A 16,624-nucleotide genomic window follows, 5' to 3' on the forward strand; every position below is an offset into this window, starting at 1 on the left:
ACCGTCGACGAAGCGGTCCGCAGAAGGGGAGGCATCGTGATCGGTCGGGATTGGCTCGTGTTCGACGATGCACTCCGCGATGATGATGTGCGTCCGATCTTCGACGCCGCGGTCGCCGCAGTGCACGACGGCACGGCATCCGTCGTGAAGATCAGCGGGGAGAGCATCCGTGGGTTCCGGGTGGACGGACGCATGCTCCTCGGCACGGCCGTACTGCGTTACGGTCTCGGCATGGGACCTGCGAGCACGTTCGACGCCGCACATGCCCGGGTGTTCACGGAGCGGATGCGGGCGCTCTTCGGGTGGCACGAGATCAGCTACACGCTGAAGCAGTGGGTCGAGGCACGGCTGTGCACCCCCTACTTCGTGAACAGGGGTTCGGACTGGGACGAGAAGTGGGAACGCAGAGCGGATGCCGACGTCAACGGCATCCCCGATTCGTTCTTCGACTTCGCGTGCTATGTCGCGATCGGCGAATTGAAGCACGGCCCCAGCTACGCGTCGGTGTCGGCCGATCGGATCTTCGGCTGGGTGAGCGATCTCGGCTCCGACCTGCCCGCGCGGCTGAAGAAGCACGGCACCGGAACTCTGCCACGCGAGCTGGCAGAGTTCCGCGGCGAAGGGGTGACGGCGAAGGCCAACGACGCGCTCGCGGTGATCCGCATCACTCAGAAGGACGAGAGCGAGCAGGCGTACGCACAGACACTCGACCACCTCACGCGCCTGCTCACGACGACCGAGTTCCCGCGGTCGTATGCGATCGAGTTCCGCGGTCCGACCAAGACCTATCTGCCGGTCAAGGGTCTGCCGAAGAAGGGCGCGCATCAGCTCTTCGCCGCCGCGGCCGCCTACCCCGGGCTGCATCCGGCGATCGAGGCATACGCCCGCGCCGCGATGAACGAGTTCGAGTGGTATCAGAACCTCGACGGCGAGGACTGCGCGATGCCGGGTACCTTCGCCGTGTTCGCACTGGGCCTGGCCGATGCGGCATCCGCTCCCCTCGTGCTCGACTATCTCGCACTCGTCGACGGCGAGCACCAGTCGATGCACGGGCGATTCATCGGGGCCGTCATCGATGCGCACGGGTTCACGTCCGAGGCGCTCGCGTATCTCATCGCCGCAGCCGGCAACATCCAGCATCTGCGGCACCGCACGGCCTATCCGGCGCTCGCGGCAGACCGCACCGTGCTCGAGACGCTGCTGCAGCTGCGGGCGTCGCGCGAGGGCGAGGTGCCGTCGGCGATCGCGATGCTGCGCACGAACCTGGTCGGCGACTCGACCGATGACCCCGGCTTCCGCGCGGCGCGATACGCGATCTGGGGTGAGGCCACGGAGCACGATCGAGGTGCCGGTGTGATCGCGGGTGCGCCTGCAGAACTGCGTCCGCTGTACGAGCAGATCTTCGACGACAGCCGCAGTACTGGCTGATCAGGCGTCGCGGCGGCCGGCGCTGCGGAGGACATCTGCACTGCGGAGGACCCTTGCGCCGACGTCGACCTCCGAAACGGAGATCTCCTCCGATACGCAGACCCCGGACTCAGCCAGCCGTGCTCAGCCCGCCGAGCTCAGCCGGTCCGAACCCCGTCCGCCGTCACTCGGCGCGCGAGACCCGTACCATCTCGTCGCGAGGGACGACCTTCACGCGTGCGCGCTCCTGCGGGGCACCGAGGGAGATCTCGTGCTCGTCGAGGCGGTGCCAGCCGTCGAGGTCGGTCCATTTCACGCCGCGCTCCTGCAGCAGCGCGGGGATCGCGTCCTCGGAGGGGTCCTCCGGGTGCCACCACGAGCCCTGGTCGTTGATGATGTGGCGAACCGTCTCCATCGCGTCGGACTTCGTGTGGCCGATGAGACCGACAGGTCCGCGCTTGATCCATCCGGTCGCGTAGACACCGCGAAGCTGCTCGTTGGAGTCCTTCGCGAGCACCTGCCCCTCGCGGTTCGGGATCACGCCGTGCTTCTTGTCGAAGGGCACATCGGGAAGCGGCGAGCCGAAGTAGCCGATGGCACGGTAGAGCGACTGCATCGGAACCTCGCGCAGCTCGCCGGTGCCCACCGCGCCGCCCTGCCCGTCAGGCTTCGTGCGCTCGTAGACCAGGGCGGCGACGCGGCCCTGGTCGTCGGTGCGGACCTCGACGGGGCGGGCCCAGAAGTGCAGGTGCAGACGACGGGATGCCGTGCCTCCCGCGTTGTTGACCGAATCGCGCTTGCGCCACAACTGCAGCACGCGGTCGATGACCATGACCTGCTTGTTGCTGGCGATCGCGTCCTTCGCGGCCTCGTCGTAGTCGAAGTCCTCGTCATAGACGACCATGTCGACGTCGCGCAGCTCGCCGAGCTCGCGCAGCTCGAGCGGGGTGAACTTCACCTGGGCGGGGCCGCGGCGGCCGAAGACGTGCACATCGGTGACCTGGCTCGCCTTGAGCCCTTCGTAGACGTTCTCGGGCACCTCGGTGACGAGCAGGTCCTCGGCGTGCTTCGCGAGCATGCGCGCCACGTCGAGCGCGACGTTGCCGTTGCCGAGCACGCCGACGGATGCCGCGTCCAGCGGCCATTCGCGCGGCACGTCGGGGTGGCCGTCGAACCAGCTGACGTAGTCGGCGGCACCGTAGGAGGCGACCGCGTCGATGCCCGGGATGTCCAGCGAGGTGTCGCGGATCGCGCCGGTCGCGAAGATCACGGCGTTGTAGTGCTTCTTGAGGTCGTCGAGGGTGATGTCCTCACCGAAGCGCACGTTTCCGAACAGGCGGATGTCACCACGGTCGAGCACATCGCGCAGAGCGTTGATGATGCCCTTGATGCGCGGGTGATCGGGCGCGACGCCGTAGCGGACCAGACCGTAGGGTGCGGGGAGCTGCTCGAACAGATCGATCGACACGTCGAACTTGCGCTCGGCCTTCAACAGGATGTCGGCGGCGTAGATGCCGGCGGGTCCGGCACCGACGATGGCGAGTCTGAGCTTGGTCATGAGTGTCCTTTCGTCGCACCCGTGCCCGGGTGCCGGCCGCGAAGCGGCGAGGGTCAGCTGGAGCGCTCTGCGAGCGACTCGGCGAATCGCGTGAGCGCGTCGCGCACGGTGCCCTTGGGCAGCGGAGCGAGCGCGTCGACGGCATCCCGCGTCCAGGAGAGGGCGAGATCGAGGGTCTTCTGCGTCGAGCGGTGGTCGCGCAGCTCGGCGAGCGGGCCGTCGAGGATCGCCGGATCCTCGCCGTCGGCGATGCGCGCCACACCGTCGTCGATGCGCACGGCGAGATCGGCGGATGCCGCGTCGGTCTCGGCCTTGAGAAGCAGGTACGGCATCGTCGGCACGCCCGCGCGCAGGTCGGTCCCTGGCACCTTGCCGGTGTCCTCCGGCTTGGCGGAGAGGTCGATCACGTCGTCGAGCAGCTGGAAGGCGACGCCGATCTTCTCGCCGTACACGCGCATCGGCTCTTCGTACTCGGACGGGGCGTTCGAGAAGATCACGCCGCCCTGCGTCGCCGCCGCGATGAGCGAACCCGTCTTGTCGGCGAGCACCTGGATGTAGAACTCGATCGGGTCGTCCTCGGGCTGCGCGCCGAGGGTCTCGTGCATCTGCCCCAGCACGAGCCGCTCGAACGTGTCGGTCTGCAGACGGGTCGCACGCTCACCCAGGCGCGACATCAACTGGCTGGCTCGGGAGAACAGGATGTCCCCGGTGAGGATCGCCATGTTGTTGCCCCACACGGCATGGGCCGCGGGGACCCCGCGCCGCCGGTCGGCGCCGTCCATGACGTCGTCGTGGTACAGCGAGCCGAGGTGGGTGATCTCGAGCGCCTTCGCGACATCGATCACGGCATCCGTGTTGCCGTCGCCGAGCTGGGCCGCGAGCAGCGTGAGCACAGGGCGGATGCGCTTTCCGCCGGCCTCGTAGAGGTAGCGGCTGGCCGCGTCGACGAGTGGATCGGCGACGCGCACGTCAACGGCGAGCCCGGTCTCGACGAGCTCGAGGCCGTCTTCGATCGCGCGCGCGATCCGACGAGCGGAGGGGCCGATGAAGACGCGGTCGCTGAAGCCGAGACGGCTCGCCAGTCGCGAACCCGGGGCGATGGGGCTCGAAGTCACGACCCCAGCCTACCCGGGTGCGCTCCGGCCCCGATCATGTGCACGACGGCTCCGATCATTCCGGCTTGCGGGCTCGGTGCAGGGCGACGATGCCGAACGAGAGGTTGCGGTAGGCGACATCGGTCCACCCGGCATCCCGGATCCACGCCGACAGGCGCTTCTGGTCGGGCCAGTCCCTGATCGACTCGTTGAGATAGTCGTAGGCCTCGCCGTTCGTCCCGGCGACGCGCGCGACGCGCGGCAGCACTTGGGCGTTGTAGAAGCGGTAGGCACCTCGGAAGAGCCGCCCCGGGGGCGTCGAGAACTCGTTGATGACCAGCCGTCCACCCGGCTTCGTGACGCGGAAGAGCTCGCGCAGCGCCTTCTTCGGGTCGTTCACGTTGCGCAGCGCGTACGACATCGTCACAGCGTCGAATTCGGCATCCTCGAAGGGCAGATCCGTCGCATCGGCCTGCACGAACGACAGATTGCGGATGCTGCCGTGCCGGCGCTCGCCCTCGGCGAGCATTCCCGGCGAGAAGTCGGCAGCGACCACCTGCGCACCGCTGCGCGCGAGCGAGGCCGACGACGACGCCGTGCCGGCGCCGAGGTCGAGGATCTTCTCCCCCGGCTTCGGCGCGACGGCCCGAGTGGTGGCCGCGCGCCAGAGCGCGTCGTTGCCGATCGTCATGGCCGTGTTCGTGCGGTCGTAGCCGGCGGCGACCTGGTCGAACATGCCGCTGACGCGGGCGGGGTCCTTGCCGAGATCTGCGCGATTGGGCTCTGTCGGGGTCACCCGTTCAGTCTAGGCCGGGCGGTCGAGAGCGACCTGGATGGGCGGCTACGCCGGGCGATCGAGACGCAGCTCGGCGAGGCGGTCGAGCCACACGTCGGCCGTCGCGTCGTCGAATGGCGGATGCTGCGCACGCACGGCCGCCTCGAGGTCGAGGGCGAGTGCCTCGAGGTGACGCATGACATCGGCCGGGTAGCCGTATGCGGCGCTGTGCTCGGCCCACTCGTCACGGTCGTCGACCCAGGTTCCGCGCTCACCCTCGACGCGGACGACGTCGAGGTCCATGTCGATGCCCGTGGCGAGCAGCGGGTCGTCCGACCAGCGCACCTCCCACCCCAGGTCGATGTAGATGCGCATGTCGTGGGGGTGGTCACGGTTGACGGTGAGCGCGTAGTCGTCCCGCCCTGCGGGGATCAGGGTCACGTTCGGACTTCCCGCGACGAACTCGCGCCCAGGACGGGCGCTGAGCCATCCGACCGGCTGGCCGATCCAGTCGCCCCAGGCGTCGGAGCCGAGGTACACGCACTCGTGCCGCCAGTGCGTGGATCCGTCCCACTTGCGCCACTGCATGATCATCTCGGACCCGGATGTGGGACGTGCGTCGCTCATGGAGACAGCGTAGATCGACGCGGTGCGGGCTCGGCGGGGCCGAGGCTCGCTCGATCGGCGGGCGGCGGCCCCGCCGCCGAGGCATAGGCTGGAGGGGTGAGCAGCAGGCTGGTCGTGGAGACTCGCGAGATCGACCCCGTCGAGGATCCTCTGGCATACGCCGACCCCGCCTCACCGCTCGCGTGGCTCCGGCGAGGCGACGGCGTGGTCGCGGTCGGCTCCGGCATCGTCGCGAGCATCCGGGTGCCGGCAGGTCACGGCCCGCTGCGCTCGCGGATCATCGGCGACGCGTGGCGCGACCTCACGACGGATGCCGAGATCGACGATCCGCTCGGCCTGCCCGGCACCGGCCTCATCGCCTTCGGCGCGCTCGCGTTCGACGAGGACTCCGCCGCCGACAGCGTGCTCATCGTGCCGTCCGCGGTCATCGGGCGCCACCGCGGACGCACCTGGCTCACCCGCATCCGCCGCGCCGAGACGGGCACCGGCACCCACGCAGAGGTCTCCCCGCACGAGTACGGCCCGCACTGGGCCGGAACCGTCGGCCCGGGAGCGCAGACGCCGGAGCGGTATCAGGATGCCGTGCGCGGGGCGCTGTCGCGCATCGCCGACGGCGAGCTCAGCAAGGTCGTGCTGGCCCGCGACCTCACCGGCAGCATCCCGGCCGGTTCCGACCTGCGACGCCTCGTGCGCGCGCTCTCGACCGGCTACCCCGACACCTGGGCGTTCTCGGTCGACGGTCTGATCGGCGCGAGCCCCGAGACCCTGGTGACCGTGCAGAACCGCACCGTCACCGCGCGCGTGCTCGCCGGCACGATCGGACGAGGAGCGGATGCTGACGCCGACACCGCCGCGTCCGCCGCGCTCGCCTCGAGCACCAAAGACCTCGACGAGCACCAGTATGCGGTGCAGAGCGTGCTCGCCTCACTGCGGCCACACACCCGCGCGCTCGCGGCGAGCGAGCAGCCGTTCCTGTTGAAGCTGCCGAACCTCTTCCACCTCGCGACCGACGTCGAGGGCGAGCTCGCCGAGGGCGAGTCCTCACTGGATCTCGTGGGCGCGCTGCATCCGACCGCCGCTGTCGCCGGTACGCCGACCCCCGCCGCGATCGCGGCGATCCGTGAACTGGAGCCCTTCGACCGCGGCCGCTACGCGGGACCGGTCGGCTGGATGGATGCCACCGGCAACGGCGAATGGGCGATCGCGCTGCGCTGCGCGCAGTTCACCCCCGGCGAAGAGACGATCGCCGTCACCGCTTACGCCGGCGCGGGCATCGTCGCGGGTTCCGACCCCGAGTCCGAGCTGCTCGAGACGCGCGTGAAGTTCCGTCCGCTCGTCGACGCCCTCGCCTGAGCGGCTCATCCGTCGCGGTCCGCGGTCGGCGCCGGGAGGAGCCCCGGTTCGGGAGAGACGCGCGCACTCGGGAGGGGAACTCGCGTTCGGGAGGGAGCTTCTCGCGCATTCCTCAGCCCGAACGTGAGTCTTCAGCCCGTGCGGGTGCGGCGTGACAGACCCGCGTGTGGCGAGGCCGACCCGCGTGCGGACCGTCGGCGGGGCGCCGCACTCAGCTCGCCGCGAGGCGCTTCTTCTCGGCTTCGACGTCGTAGTCCGCCGCCGGCCACTGCGGGTCGATGTCCTCGAGCGCCGCGAGCAGCAGTTCCTGCACGGCCAGCCGCGCGTACCACTTCGCGTTCGCCGGCACGACATGCCATGGGGCGATCTCGGTCGAGGTGCGCTCGAACACCGTCTGGTACGCGGCCATGTACTGGTCCCACAGCATCCGCTCGTCGACGTCGCCGGGGTTGTACTTCCAGTGCTTGTCGGGGCGCTCGAGCCGCTCCATCAAGCGCGCCTTCTGCTCATCGCGCGAGATGTGCAGCATGACCTTCACGATGCGGGTGCCGGCGGCCGCGGCATCCGCTTCGAATGCGTTGATGGCGTCGTACCGTCGCTCGATCTCTTCGGCCGGCGCGAGCGAGCGCACCCTCCCGATGAGCACGTCCTCGTAGTGCGAACGGTCGAACACCCCGATGAAACCGGGTTCCGGCAGACGCTTCGCGATGCGCCAGAGGAAGTCGTGCGATCGCTCCTCGGCGGTGGGCGCCTTGAACGCGGCGAGCGCGACGCCCTGAGGGTCGACGCCGCCGACCACGTGCCGCACGATGCCGCCCTTGCCCGCGGAGTCCATCGCCTGCAGCACGAGCAGCACCGAGTCCTGGGCCTTGCCCACGCGGCTCTCGGCGAACAGCCGCTCCTGCAACAGGTTCAGCTCGTCGAGGCCGGCCGCAAGATCACGAGCGCCGTCGGCCTTGTGCCCGTGGTAGCCGGGCTTCGATTCCGGGTCGACGTCGGCGAGGCGGAACCCCTCGGAGACCTGCAGCGTGCGAGTCCAGGCATGAGCGTTCATGCAGACATCATGCCAGTCAGCGGGCGAGCGGCACCTCGATGATCTGACGCCCGACGACCGGCGTGGTGAGCACCTGGTCCAGCGCGCTGCGCGTGGTCACCCGGTGATACTCCCAGCCGTAGGCGAGCGCGAGGTGCTCGATCTCGACCCGGTGCGGCGTGTAGAACGCGCGGTCCAGATCGGTGGGCGGGGCGGATGCCGCGACCTCGAGCCCGTCGAAGATCGTGCCGCCGCCGTCATTGCCGACGATGACCTGCATGCGCGGCGCCTGCTCGTCGGGGGGCAGCAGGAGCGCGCCGACGTCATGCAGGAACGCGAGGTCGCCGAGCAGCACCCTGGTGACTCCGTGCGCGCCCTCGGCCTGGCTCGCCGCCGCGATGCCGGTGGCGGTGGCGATCGTGCCGTCGATGCCGGCGAGCCCGCGGTTCGCGTGCACGGGGACCTTCTTGCCGCCGAGGACCCCGTCGGCGACTCTGACCAGCCGCGACGATCCGAACATGAGCCGGTCGTGCGGCCACGTGGCGCGCCAGACCGCGTCGACGAGCAGCTCTCGGTCGAGCGGCCGCCGCACGGCGTCGAGCTCGGTGCGCACGGCGTCGCGGCGCGTCGCGGGGTCGGTCGAGGCGAGGCCCTCGGCATCCGGCGCGGCCTCGCTGAGATCGACGGCGAGCGCCGCCGACGCCCCGAGCCACGCGGCGAGCCATTCCCTGTCGGCGGGACCATCCGCGACGACGACGGATGCCGCGGCACGCGTGCGTCCGTTGAGGTTCAGCTCCTCTCCCCCGCGGCGCACGGCGATCACGTCGAGGTCGGTGCGAGCCAGCAGGCGCGCCGCTTCGCGGCTGAGCGTGGGGTGTCCGAGCACGATGGCGCGTTCGATGCGCCCGCCGAGCGTCTGCTCGTTCAGCAACCGGCGGTACCCGTGCACGATCTGGCGGCCGAAGCGGGCTCCGCTCACGACCTCGGCGATGAGCGGCCAGGAGCCCCGATACGCGATCTCCTCGGCCTCGGCCCCGGCATCAGCCCCGGCGATCACGACCGTGCGCGGACCCCGTTCGATGACGACAGGTTCGGCCCGCACCGGCTGCGGTACCACCCCGGGCGCGACGACGATCCGCGGCACGGCACCCGACAGGGGCTCACGCGTGGGCAGGTTGAGGTGCACAGGCCCTGCGACTTCGGGCAGCGCTCCCTCGGCATCCGCGCCCATCGCGGTGGCGACGGCCGCCTCCGCGAGCCCCATCCACTCGCCGTCGCCTGGTACCGGCGCGTCGAGGCTGGAGCGCACGAACGTGCCGAAGAGCCCCGGCTGCGCGGTGGCCTGGTTCGCGCCGATTCCCCGCAGCTCGGGCGGACGGTCGGCGGTGAGCAGCAGCAGCGGGATGCCGGAGTGGAAGGCCTCCATCACGGCGGGAAGCAGGTTCGCGACGGCCGTGCCCGAGGTGCAGACGACGGCGGTGGGGACCCCTGTCTCGCGTGACAGCCCGAGCGCGGTGAACCCGGCGACGCGCTCATCGACGCGGACGTGCACGCGCAGCAGGTCGCGCTGGGCGAAGTGCACGGCGGCGAGCGCCAGCGACTGCGAGCGGGAACCGGGCGAGAGCACCAGATCGCGCACTCCGTGCGCGATGAGCTCGGCGATCAGCGCGGCCGCGGCGTCGGCCGCCGGCGATGACGTCACGGACGAGAGTCCGTCGGCGACCCGTCGCCTTCGTCCTCGAGCCGTGCGAGCTCCGCCTCGAGTTCGGCGATGCGGGCATCCTGCTCGCGCTTGTCGATACGGCTGAGGAAGCCGGGATCGTCGTCGGCGGGGATGAACGGCACGCTCGGCTGCTCTCCGCGACGGCGGCGTCCGAGTGCGAACCACAGGATGCCGCCGATCACCGGGATGAGGACGACGATTGCGATCCAGGCGGGCTTGGGCACGCCCCGGTGGCGCGTCGCCGGCTGCACTGCGCAGTCGACGATGCTGAACACCCAGAACACGGCGGCCAGGAAGCCTCCGACGATCAACAGTCTCGCCACCCCTTCAGTCTAGGCACGTCACGAGGACCGGGCGTCGCGTCGAGAGCGCATTGTTAGACTGCGCGGAACATGCCCGAGCTGCAGATCTCCTCCAGGCCAGGGCGCATGGTGATCGTCAGAGTCGCCCTTGCGCTCGGCCTCTCGGTGCTTCTGCTGATCGGGGCGTGGACGGACTCGCACGGCGAGAGCACGGCCCCCGGTGCCGTGTGCGTGGCCGAGGGCGTGTCGGCCGGCGCGGTGGCGCACGAGCACGGTTCCTCGGTCGTCGATGCCGCGGCATCCGACATCGGCGTGCTCGGCATGTGCGCGCTGATCGTGTTCCTGCTCGTGCTGCTGATGGTGCGGATGCTGCACGCACGCGCGCTCCTTCAGCGCGACCGCGTCGCCACGGCATCCGCCCCGCAGCGTGCCGGCCCCTCCGCTCGGATCCTCTCGCTCACCCTCGTGCAGCTGTCGGTCTCCCGGACCTGATCGGGACTCGTTCCCGCCACCGATCAGCCCACGTTTGGAGACCCCATGAAGACCTCGTTCAAGACCATCATCATCACTCTCGCCGTTCTCGTCGTCCTCGGCATCGCCGCTCTCGTCTACGCGCTCTCTCAGCGCGGGCAGCAGCCCTCGGAGAGCAGCGCCGACACCGTCGCCTCGACCTCGCATGTGATCGACGACGCCGGCCCGGAAGCCGTCACCCTCGTCGAGTTCCTCGACTTCGAGTGCGAGGCCTGCGGCGCGTTCCACCCGATCGTGGAGGACCTCCGCGAGACCTACGACGGCGAGATCACCTATGTCGTTCGCTACTTCCCGCTGCCGGGGCACAAGAACTCCATGCAGTCCGCCCTCGCTGCCGAGGCAGCGGCGCAGCAGGGGCGCTTCGAGGACATGTACAACCGCCTCTTCGAGACCCAGGCGCAGTGGGGCGAGCAGCCGCAGGAGACGCCGGAGGTGTTCCGCGCACTCGCGGAGGAGCTCGGGCTCGACATGGCGCAGTACGACGCGGCGATCGCCGATCCCGCGACGCGGGCTCGTATCGAGCAGGACCGGACCGAGGGAGCCGCGCTCGGCGTGCAGAGCACGCCCTCGTTCTTCCTCGACGGCGAACTGCTGGAGCTCACCGCGTGGGGCGACCTCGAGGCGGCGGTCGAGAAGGCCGTGAACGGCTGAGGCCCTCGCGGGCTCTCTCGCCCCGGAACTGTCTCGCTCCCGGAGCTCTCTCGCCCCGGAACGCTCTCGGTACGCTGAGCGCATGAACGAGGAGCTCACGGTCGACGAGCGCAGGGCCCGACGGCATCCAGTCCTCGTCTTCGCACGCAGGGTCCCCGCGACGCTGACGATGATCGCGCTCGTCGTCGCCGTCGGCATCGCGTTCCGGGGGCTGTGGGAGCCGTTCGAGAAGACGGAGCTCTTCGATGTCGTGGCCTACGGCCTGCCCAACCTGACGGAAGGTCGATGGTGGACGCCGTTCACCGGAACGTTCTTCGTGAATCAGCCCTGGGTATACATCTTCACGCTCTCGGCGTTCTGGGGCATGGGATACCTGGAGTGGCGGCGGGGAGCGCGCGTCGCTCTCGCGTACTACTGGATCGGGCAGCTCTTCGCGATCCTCGCCACCGCCGTCGTGCTCCTGCTGCTGAGCCAGACATCGTGGGGCTGGGCGCAGGAACAGGCGACGGCCCTCGACGTCGGAGCCTCAGGCGGGACGATGGCGTGCATCGCGGCATCCGTCGGTCTCTTCCGCCCGCCCTGGCGGGTGCGCGCCTGGCTGGTGCTGATCGGTTTCGTGTTCACGGCGATGCTGTTCTGGGGCGCGATCGCCGACCTCGAACACCTTCTCGCGGTGCTGCTGATCCTCATCGCCGACCGTACCCTGCGCATCAGACGCACCACGGTGCGCGAGCAGCGTCTCGTCGCCGTGGTGGCCCTCCTCGTGCTCGGCACGATCGAGATCATCACGGTGCTGGTGCCGACCGACGGCCCGTTCGGGCCCACCGAGCCCGGATCCGGTGGCCTGCTCGACGTGGCCATAGACGCGACCGTAATCCTCGTGATCGCCAACGGGCTGCGGCGCGGCCGACGGTGGAGCTGGGTGCTCGCGCTACTGCTCGGCATCTTCAACGTGCTCATCGCCGGTCTCGTGCTCGCTTTGATCCTCGTGATCGGAGTCATGGACCTCGAGGCCACCATCGACAGCGAGCCGGAGTTCGCGCTCGCGAGCGGGTTCCTCTGGCTGCTCATGCTCGTGTACCTGATCGTGGTGCGCAGGGCCTTCCGCGCGCGGCGCTCCACCAAGCTCGGTCGGCAGCCCGCCCCGACCGTCGATGACGTGGTCGCCGAGCTGCGCACGCACGGAGGCGGCACCCTGTCGTGGATGACGACCTGGGACGGCAACAGCTATGCCCGCACGGAGGGCGGGATCGTCGCGTATCAGCGGCGTTCAGGCGTCGCTCTCGCGCTCGCCGATCCGATCGGGCCGGCCGCGGCACGCGATGCGGCGGTCGCGGAGTTCGTGCGAACGGCGGAGGAGGCGGGGCTCGTGCCGTGCTTCTTCAGCGCGGATGCGGCGACGAGGGCGGCCGTGCCGCGCACCTGGCGCAGCCTCGTCGTGGCGGACGACACGATCGTGGACCTTCCGGGACTGTCGTTCACCGGCAAGCGCTGGAACTCGGTGCGCACCTCGCTGAACAAGGCCGGCCGCGAGGAGATGACGTTCCGCCTCTCGCATCTCAAGGCGGAGTCGTGGGGAGTGCAGCAGCAGGTCCGGGCGATCTCCGAGGCGTGGGTGGGCGACAAGGATCTGCCCGAGATGCGCTTCACCCTCGGCACGCTCGACGAGGCCGAGGCTCCCGAAGTCCGTCTCGCGCTCGCCCTCGCGCCGAACGGCGATGTCGACGGCTTCCTGTCGTGGCTTCCCGTGTACGGGGAAGCCGGCGAGGTCCGGGGGTGGACGCTGGATCTCATGCGTCGTCGTGAGGGCGGCTTCGGTCCCGTCATGGAGTACCTGATCGGATCATCCGCACGGCAGTTCGCCGAGGAGGGCGCCCGGATCATGTCGCTCTCCGGCGCGCCGCTGGCGCACGACTACCCGCCGGATGCCGGCCTCATCGCCGTGCTGAGCGAACGGCTGGCCGAGGCGCTCGAACCGGTCTACGGGTTCCGCTCGCTGCACCGGTTCAAGGAGAAGTTCCATCCGCGCTACGAGACCATGTACCTGCTCTATCGCGATGAGAGCGACCTGCCGGCCATCGGGCGGGCCCTCACCCGCGCGTTCCTGCCCGATGCGACGCTGCGGCAGTTCGCCGGTGCCGGTATCGAGCTGGTCCGGGGAGGAAAGGACTGAGGCGGCTCAGGCCGGTCCGGCGACCGGGACGTTCACCAGGCTCGCGAGATGGCGGCGCATGAAGGCGACGACGCTGATCTCCTCCGGCTCCAGCATCCACTGCAGTTGGATGCCGTCCCACGCGGCGAGCGTCGACATCGCGGCGTAGCGCGCATCCACGCCAGGGCGCAGCAGGCCGGCTTCCTCCATCTCGGCGAACGCCTCGGCGAATTGCCGGCGCAGGCGTCGGTAGCGGTCGCGGAAGTAGTCGCCGCCCGGATGCCGCGGGGTCGTGGACTCCGCGAACAGGATCATGTACAGGCTGATGAAGCCCGGGATGGTGTCATTCACCGCAGCGATGCGGAGGATGACCTCGGGCACGTCCTCCGGCTGGCCGGTGCCCTCGGCGACGATGCTGTCGGTCACGACATCGCGATGATCGAGGACCGCGTGCAGCAGGTCCTCTTTCTTGGGGAAGTAGTAGAAGATCTGGGCGGAGGACAGCCCTGCGCGCACGGCGATCTGCTGCGTCGAGCCGCTGTTGTAGCCGTTCTCGGCGAACTCGGCGATCGCCGCCTCGATGATCCGCTGGCGGGTCTCCGTGGACTTCGCGTATGGCCCGCGGGGGCGCTTGCGCGGTTGCACGGACGTCGAGTCCGACACGTCGCTGCGCGTCATCGTGTGCTCCCCCTTCCGGCGCGTCGACGGATCTCGGCGCCGGCGTCACCGACCAGCCTATGCGGTCGCCGTCGACGATTCAGTCTCCGCGGGGCGGCTTGCGGAGCTTCTTCACATCGGTGCGACGCTGCTTGGTCTGCAGCCGCCGCTCCTGGGAGCCGCGGGTCGGCTTCGTGGCCCGCCTCGTCGGGGCGGGCGGCCGCAGGGCGTCGGCGATGAGGGCGGTGAGCCGATCCCTCGCCGCTTCACGGTTGCGTAACTGGGCGCGCTGCTCGGATGCCGCGACCGTGAGGACTCCCCCGACGAGCCGGTTGTGCAGCTTCTGCAGCAGCCGCTCGCGCTGGGCCGGTGTGAGTGCGTTCGAGTGCGCGGCGTCCCACACCAGTTCGGCCCGGGAATCCGTCGTGTTCACGCCCTGCCCTCCAGGCCCCGACGACCGGGAGAACCGCCACGACAGCTCGGATTCCGGAATCGTCAGGCGCGACGAGATCCGGAGACCTGGGCGTGGTGTGGCGGGCATTCGTCCATCTTCGCGTGTCCGACCGGGGGTTCACACGCCCGGTGCACCATCGGAACTCCGGAGAGAAGGGCTCGGTAGCACGGAACCGAGCCCTTCTGCCCGGTCTCCCCGCCATTTCTCCGGAGTTCCGACGCTGGCCGCACTCAGACCGCGGCGTCGACCGGGTCCGGCCGTGAGTCAGCCCGCTCGGCCGGCACCGCTTTCGCCGTGTTCGCGATGTGCGCCCGTGCCACGACGACCGCGGCGACGATCATCAGCACGACCCCGAGCCAGTACGGCGCGGCGTGGCTGATTCCGGCGTAGAGGGCGGCGGCGATGAGGGGTGCGACCGTGCTCATCGCGGCGTTGAGCGACTGCGTCGCCCCTCCGAGCCAGCCCTGCTCGTCGTCGCCGACGGCGTTCGACATCGCGCCGTCCATCGCCGCCTGCGACGCCCCCTGACCGGCGGCGAGCAGCAGCGCGCCGACGATGAACACCCACGGCTGCGCGAACAGCGATGCCACGATCGCGAGGCCGGCGAGGCCGATCGCCTGCGCGGCGATGGCGCTCACGATGACACCGCGCTCGCCCATGCGCGGAAGGAGGATGCCGAGCAGCACGCCTTGGATCACGATGTCGATGATGCCGACGCCCGCGGTGAGCAGTCCGACCTGGGTCGGTCCCCAGTGGATCGTGTCGAGTGCGAGCACGCTGAAGTTGTTCACGAAGAACCCGAACGGCAGGGCGAGGATGCCGAAGGCGATCATGAGCCCCCGGAGTTCCTTGCGGCCGAACGCGTCTTTGAAGACTGCGAAGGGCTGCACGTCCTTCGCGGAGATCCTGCTGATCCGGTTCTCGGGCTTCAGGCTCTCGGGCAGCAGGAAGATGCTGAGGATCGCGATGGTGAGGGCGACGGCGGCGGTGAGGAAGACCGGCAGCCGCAGGTCGATCGCGGCGAGCAGCCCGCCGACGGCCGGACCGATCATCATCCCGATGCCGGAGAGCGCACCGAGCAGGCCGAAGCGCTGCGCGCGCTTCTCGGGCGGGGTGATGTCGGCGAGGTAGGCGAACAGCGCGGGCATGTCTCCGGCGGTCAGGCCCTGGATGACACGGGCGAGGACGAGCACCCAGAGCGCTCCCCCGACGCCGAAGAGCGTCATGGAGAAGGCGGCGCCGAAAGCAGCGGCGATGATCACGGGGCGGCGTCCGAAGCGATCGGACAGACGGCCGAGGAAGGGAGCGACGAGGAAGGCGCACAGGCCGTTGATCGCCTCGAGCACGCCGACCCAGATGGCGAGGTCCTTCTCGTTCGAGACGTACTCGAGGACGACGAACGGCAGCACCGGAAGGACGACGGTCATCCCGATGACGGTCAGCATCGTCAGGACGACGAGCATGACCCAGGCGCGGTTGCCGACGCGCGATGAAGAGTTGAGTGAAGTCATACCGAAAGTGTACCTATACCAGTTTTAGTGTCAATACAGTTTTGTAACCAGTCCGGGATAACATGAGGGCATGACGAACGCCGAGCCGATGGGTCGCCGCGAGCGCAAGAAGGCCGCGACGCGGAAGAACATCTCCGATGTCGCGACGAAGATGTTCCTCGAACGAGGCTTCGACAACGTCAGCATCCGCGAGGTCGCCGATGCCGCCGACGTCTCCCCCACGACGGTCTTCGCGCATTTCCCGCAGAAGGAGGCTCTCGTCTTCGACGAGGACGACGAGCAGCGCGACCGACTCGTCGGAGCCGTCCGCGAGCGACCGGCGGGATCGACCATCAACCGCGCCATCCACGACTTCTACGAGCGGGAGATCGGGGTGAACCTCGATGAACATGGCGAGGACGTGGCGCGGACGTTCCTGCGTTTCCTCAACGAGACGCCGGCGCTTCGCGAGTACGCGGCGAAGATGTGGCTGCGCCATGAGGATGCTCTCGCCGAGGCGATCGCCGAAGAGCTCTCACTCGATGAGCCGACGGCCGAGATCCGCGTCTACGCGCGATTCGTACTGCAGCTCCAGTTGCTCGTCACCGACAGCGACGACCAGCTGCGCACACTCGAGGCGGGCTTCACCGTGCTCGAGAACGGGTGGGCGCAGGTCGAGGCGAAGCTCGGCGGCTAGTTGTGATGTCCAGGGACGTTGTTGCGTGAATCGCGGTTGATCTGTCGATGAGTGAAGGCCTCCCGTTATGGAGTGGAGCTGTCTAGGAACCGCTTCTCACAACAGGAGGCCTTCGTGTCC

Annotated in this window: 16 protein-coding genes; 6 read left to right on the forward strand and 10 right to left on the reverse strand. The window is 69.4% G+C overall.

Annotation, left to right across the window (positions count from 1 at the left end):
* Positions 1-36: 36 nt before the first annotated feature.
* Positions 37-1,428 carry a DUF6138 family protein gene (locus tag ACI3KS_RS13255; RefSeq protein WP_404919009.1) on the forward strand — a complete coding sequence of 464 codons (1,392 nt, stop codon included), beginning with the start codon at positions 37-39 and terminating at the stop codon, positions 1,426-1,428.
* A gap of 163 nt (positions 1,429-1,591) precedes the next feature.
* Here ACI3KS_RS13255 and ACI3KS_RS13260 read toward each other — a convergent pair whose 3' ends face one another.
* Genes ACI3KS_RS13260 through ACI3KS_RS13275 form a run of 4 tightly spaced genes read right to left on the reverse strand, consistent with a single transcriptional unit; the run spans position 1,592 to position 5,461 of the window.
* Entirely contained in the window at positions 1,592-2,965 is a 1,374-nt protein-coding gene (locus ACI3KS_RS13260; protein ID WP_404919010.1) for an FAD-dependent oxidoreductase, read from the reverse strand.
* Between the two features lie 53 nt (positions 2,966-3,018).
* Positions 3,019-4,080, reverse strand: coding sequence for a polyprenyl synthetase family protein (locus tag ACI3KS_RS13265; protein ID WP_404919011.1), 1,062 nt, complete (start codon positions 4,078-4,080; stop codon positions 3,019-3,021).
* A 55-nt stretch (positions 4,081-4,135) separates the two neighbouring features.
* Complete coding sequence (locus tag ACI3KS_RS13270) at positions 4,136-4,855, reverse strand: class I SAM-dependent methyltransferase (RefSeq protein ID WP_404919012.1); 720 nt, start codon at positions 4,853-4,855, stop codon at positions 4,136-4,138.
* Between the two features lie 45 nt (positions 4,856-4,900).
* The gene (locus ACI3KS_RS13275) at positions 4,901-5,461 is read right to left on the reverse strand and encodes a hypothetical protein (protein WP_404919013.1); all 561 of its coding nucleotides are present in this window, start codon (positions 5,459-5,461) and stop codon (positions 4,901-4,903) included.
* A 96-nt stretch (positions 5,462-5,557) separates the two neighbouring features.
* Between ACI3KS_RS13275 and ACI3KS_RS13280 the strand changes: the two genes are divergently transcribed.
* Complete coding sequence (locus ACI3KS_RS13280; protein ID WP_404919014.1) at positions 5,558-6,814, forward strand: isochorismate synthase MenF; 1,257 nt, start codon at positions 5,558-5,560, stop codon at positions 6,812-6,814.
* A 211-nt stretch (positions 6,815-7,025) separates the two neighbouring features.
* On the opposite strand, the gene ACI3KS_RS13285 is transcribed toward ACI3KS_RS13280, so the two are convergent.
* From ACI3KS_RS13285 to ACI3KS_RS13295, 3 genes are read right to left on the reverse strand one after another with little or no spacing between them, the layout of a single operon-like run.
* The gene (locus ACI3KS_RS13285) at positions 7,026-7,868 is read right to left on the reverse strand and encodes a PPK2 family polyphosphate kinase (protein ID WP_404919015.1); all 843 of its coding nucleotides are present in this window, start codon (positions 7,866-7,868) and stop codon (positions 7,026-7,028) included.
* Positions 7,869-7,884: 16 nt separating this feature from the next.
* A complete protein-coding gene (gene menD, locus ACI3KS_RS13290; protein ID WP_404919016.1) occupies positions 7,885-9,549 on the reverse strand; it encodes a 2-succinyl-5-enolpyruvyl-6-hydroxy-3-cyclohexene-1-carboxylic-acid synthase in 1,665 nt (554 codons plus the stop codon).
* The gene (locus tag ACI3KS_RS13295) at positions 9,546-9,893 is read right to left on the reverse strand and encodes a PLDc N-terminal domain-containing protein (protein WP_404919017.1); all 348 of its coding nucleotides are present in this window, start codon (positions 9,891-9,893) and stop codon (positions 9,546-9,548) included. The genes menD and ACI3KS_RS13295 overlap by 4 nt, the downstream gene beginning before the upstream one ends.
* 69 nt (positions 9,894-9,962) lie before the next feature.
* Between ACI3KS_RS13295 and ACI3KS_RS13300 the strand changes: the two genes are divergently transcribed.
* From ACI3KS_RS13300 to ACI3KS_RS13310, 3 genes are all read left to right on the forward strand, one after another.
* Positions 9,963-10,364: a hypothetical protein gene (locus tag ACI3KS_RS13300; protein WP_404919018.1), complete on the forward strand. Its 402-nt coding sequence runs from the start codon at positions 9,963-9,965 to the stop codon at positions 10,362-10,364.
* 45 nt (positions 10,365-10,409) lie between these two features.
* Positions 10,410-11,054 (forward strand): DsbA family protein, encoded by a 645-nt coding sequence (locus tag ACI3KS_RS13305; protein WP_404919019.1) that lies wholly within the window; start codon positions 10,410-10,412, stop codon positions 11,052-11,054.
* An 82-nt stretch (positions 11,055-11,136) separates the two neighbouring features.
* Positions 11,137-13,227 carry a bifunctional lysylphosphatidylglycerol flippase/synthetase MprF gene (locus ACI3KS_RS13310; RefSeq protein WP_404919020.1) on the forward strand — a complete coding sequence of 697 codons (2,091 nt, stop codon included), beginning with the start codon at positions 11,137-11,139 and terminating at the stop codon, positions 13,225-13,227.
* Between the two features lie 6 nt (positions 13,228-13,233).
* Here the strand turns inward: ACI3KS_RS13310 and ACI3KS_RS13315 are convergent, their stop codons facing one another.
* The 3 genes from ACI3KS_RS13315 to ACI3KS_RS13325 form a co-directional block, all read right to left on the reverse strand.
* Positions 13,234-13,884: a TetR/AcrR family transcriptional regulator gene (locus tag ACI3KS_RS13315; RefSeq protein ID WP_404919021.1), complete on the reverse strand. Its 651-nt coding sequence runs from the start codon at positions 13,882-13,884 to the stop codon at positions 13,234-13,236.
* 79 nt (positions 13,885-13,963) lie between these two features.
* Positions 13,964-14,404, reverse strand: a complete 441-nt coding sequence (gene arfB, locus ACI3KS_RS13320; RefSeq protein ID WP_404919022.1) for an alternative ribosome rescue aminoacyl-tRNA hydrolase ArfB — start codon at positions 14,402-14,404, stop codon at positions 13,964-13,966.
* Between the two features lie 143 nt (positions 14,405-14,547).
* Complete coding sequence (locus ACI3KS_RS13325) at positions 14,548-15,828, reverse strand: MFS transporter (protein WP_404919023.1); 1,281 nt, start codon at positions 15,826-15,828, stop codon at positions 14,548-14,550.
* A gap of 70 nt (positions 15,829-15,898) precedes the next feature.
* Between ACI3KS_RS13325 and ACI3KS_RS13330 the strand changes: the two genes are divergently transcribed.
* Positions 15,899-16,504, forward strand: coding sequence for a TetR/AcrR family transcriptional regulator (locus ACI3KS_RS13330; RefSeq protein ID WP_404919024.1), 606 nt, complete (start codon positions 15,899-15,901; stop codon positions 16,502-16,504).
* The last annotated feature ends 120 nt before the right edge of the window (positions 16,505-16,624 follow it).

The sequence above is a fragment of the Microbacterium sp. ZW T5_45 genome (assembly GCF_044987415.1).
GTDB lineage: Bacteria > Actinomycetota > Actinomycetes > Actinomycetales > Microbacteriaceae > Microbacterium.

What these genes read in the sequence shown, in the direction of transcription:
- ACI3KS_RS13260 (WP_404919010.1), bottom strand. Translation starts at nt 2,965, where the DNA reads ATGACCAAGCTCAGACTCGCCATCGTCGGTGCCGGACCCGCCGGCATC.
- ACI3KS_RS13275 (WP_404919013.1), bottom strand. Translation starts at nt 5,461, where the DNA reads ATGAGCGACGCACGTCCCACATCCGGGTCCGAGATGATCATGCAGTGG.
- ACI3KS_RS13285 (WP_404919015.1), bottom strand. Translation starts at nt 7,868, where the DNA reads ATGAACGCTCATGCCTGGACTCGCACGCTGCAGGTCTCCGAGGGGTTC.
- ACI3KS_RS13300 (WP_404919018.1), top strand. Translation starts at nt 9,963, where the DNA reads ATGCCCGAGCTGCAGATCTCCTCCAGGCCAGGGCGCATGGTGATCGTC.
- ACI3KS_RS13305 (WP_404919019.1), top strand. Translation starts at nt 10,410, where the DNA reads ATGAAGACCTCGTTCAAGACCATCATCATCACTCTCGCCGTTCTCGTC.
- ACI3KS_RS13310 (WP_404919020.1), top strand. Translation starts at nt 11,137, where the DNA reads ATGAACGAGGAGCTCACGGTCGACGAGCGCAGGGCCCGACGGCATCCA.
- ACI3KS_RS13315 (WP_404919021.1), bottom strand. Translation starts at nt 13,884, where the DNA reads ATGACGCGCAGCGACGTGTCGGACTCGACGTCCGTGCAACCGCGCAAG.
- arfB (WP_404919022.1), bottom strand. Translation starts at nt 14,404, where the DNA reads ATGCCCGCCACACCACGCCCAGGTCTCCGGATCTCGTCGCGCCTGACG.
- ACI3KS_RS13325 (WP_404919023.1), bottom strand. Translation starts at nt 15,828, where the DNA reads ATGACTTCACTCAACTCTTCATCGCGCGTCGGCAACCGCGCCTGGGTC.
- ACI3KS_RS13330 (WP_404919024.1), top strand. Translation starts at nt 15,899, where the DNA reads ATGACGAACGCCGAGCCGATGGGTCGCCGCGAGCGCAAGAAGGCCGCG.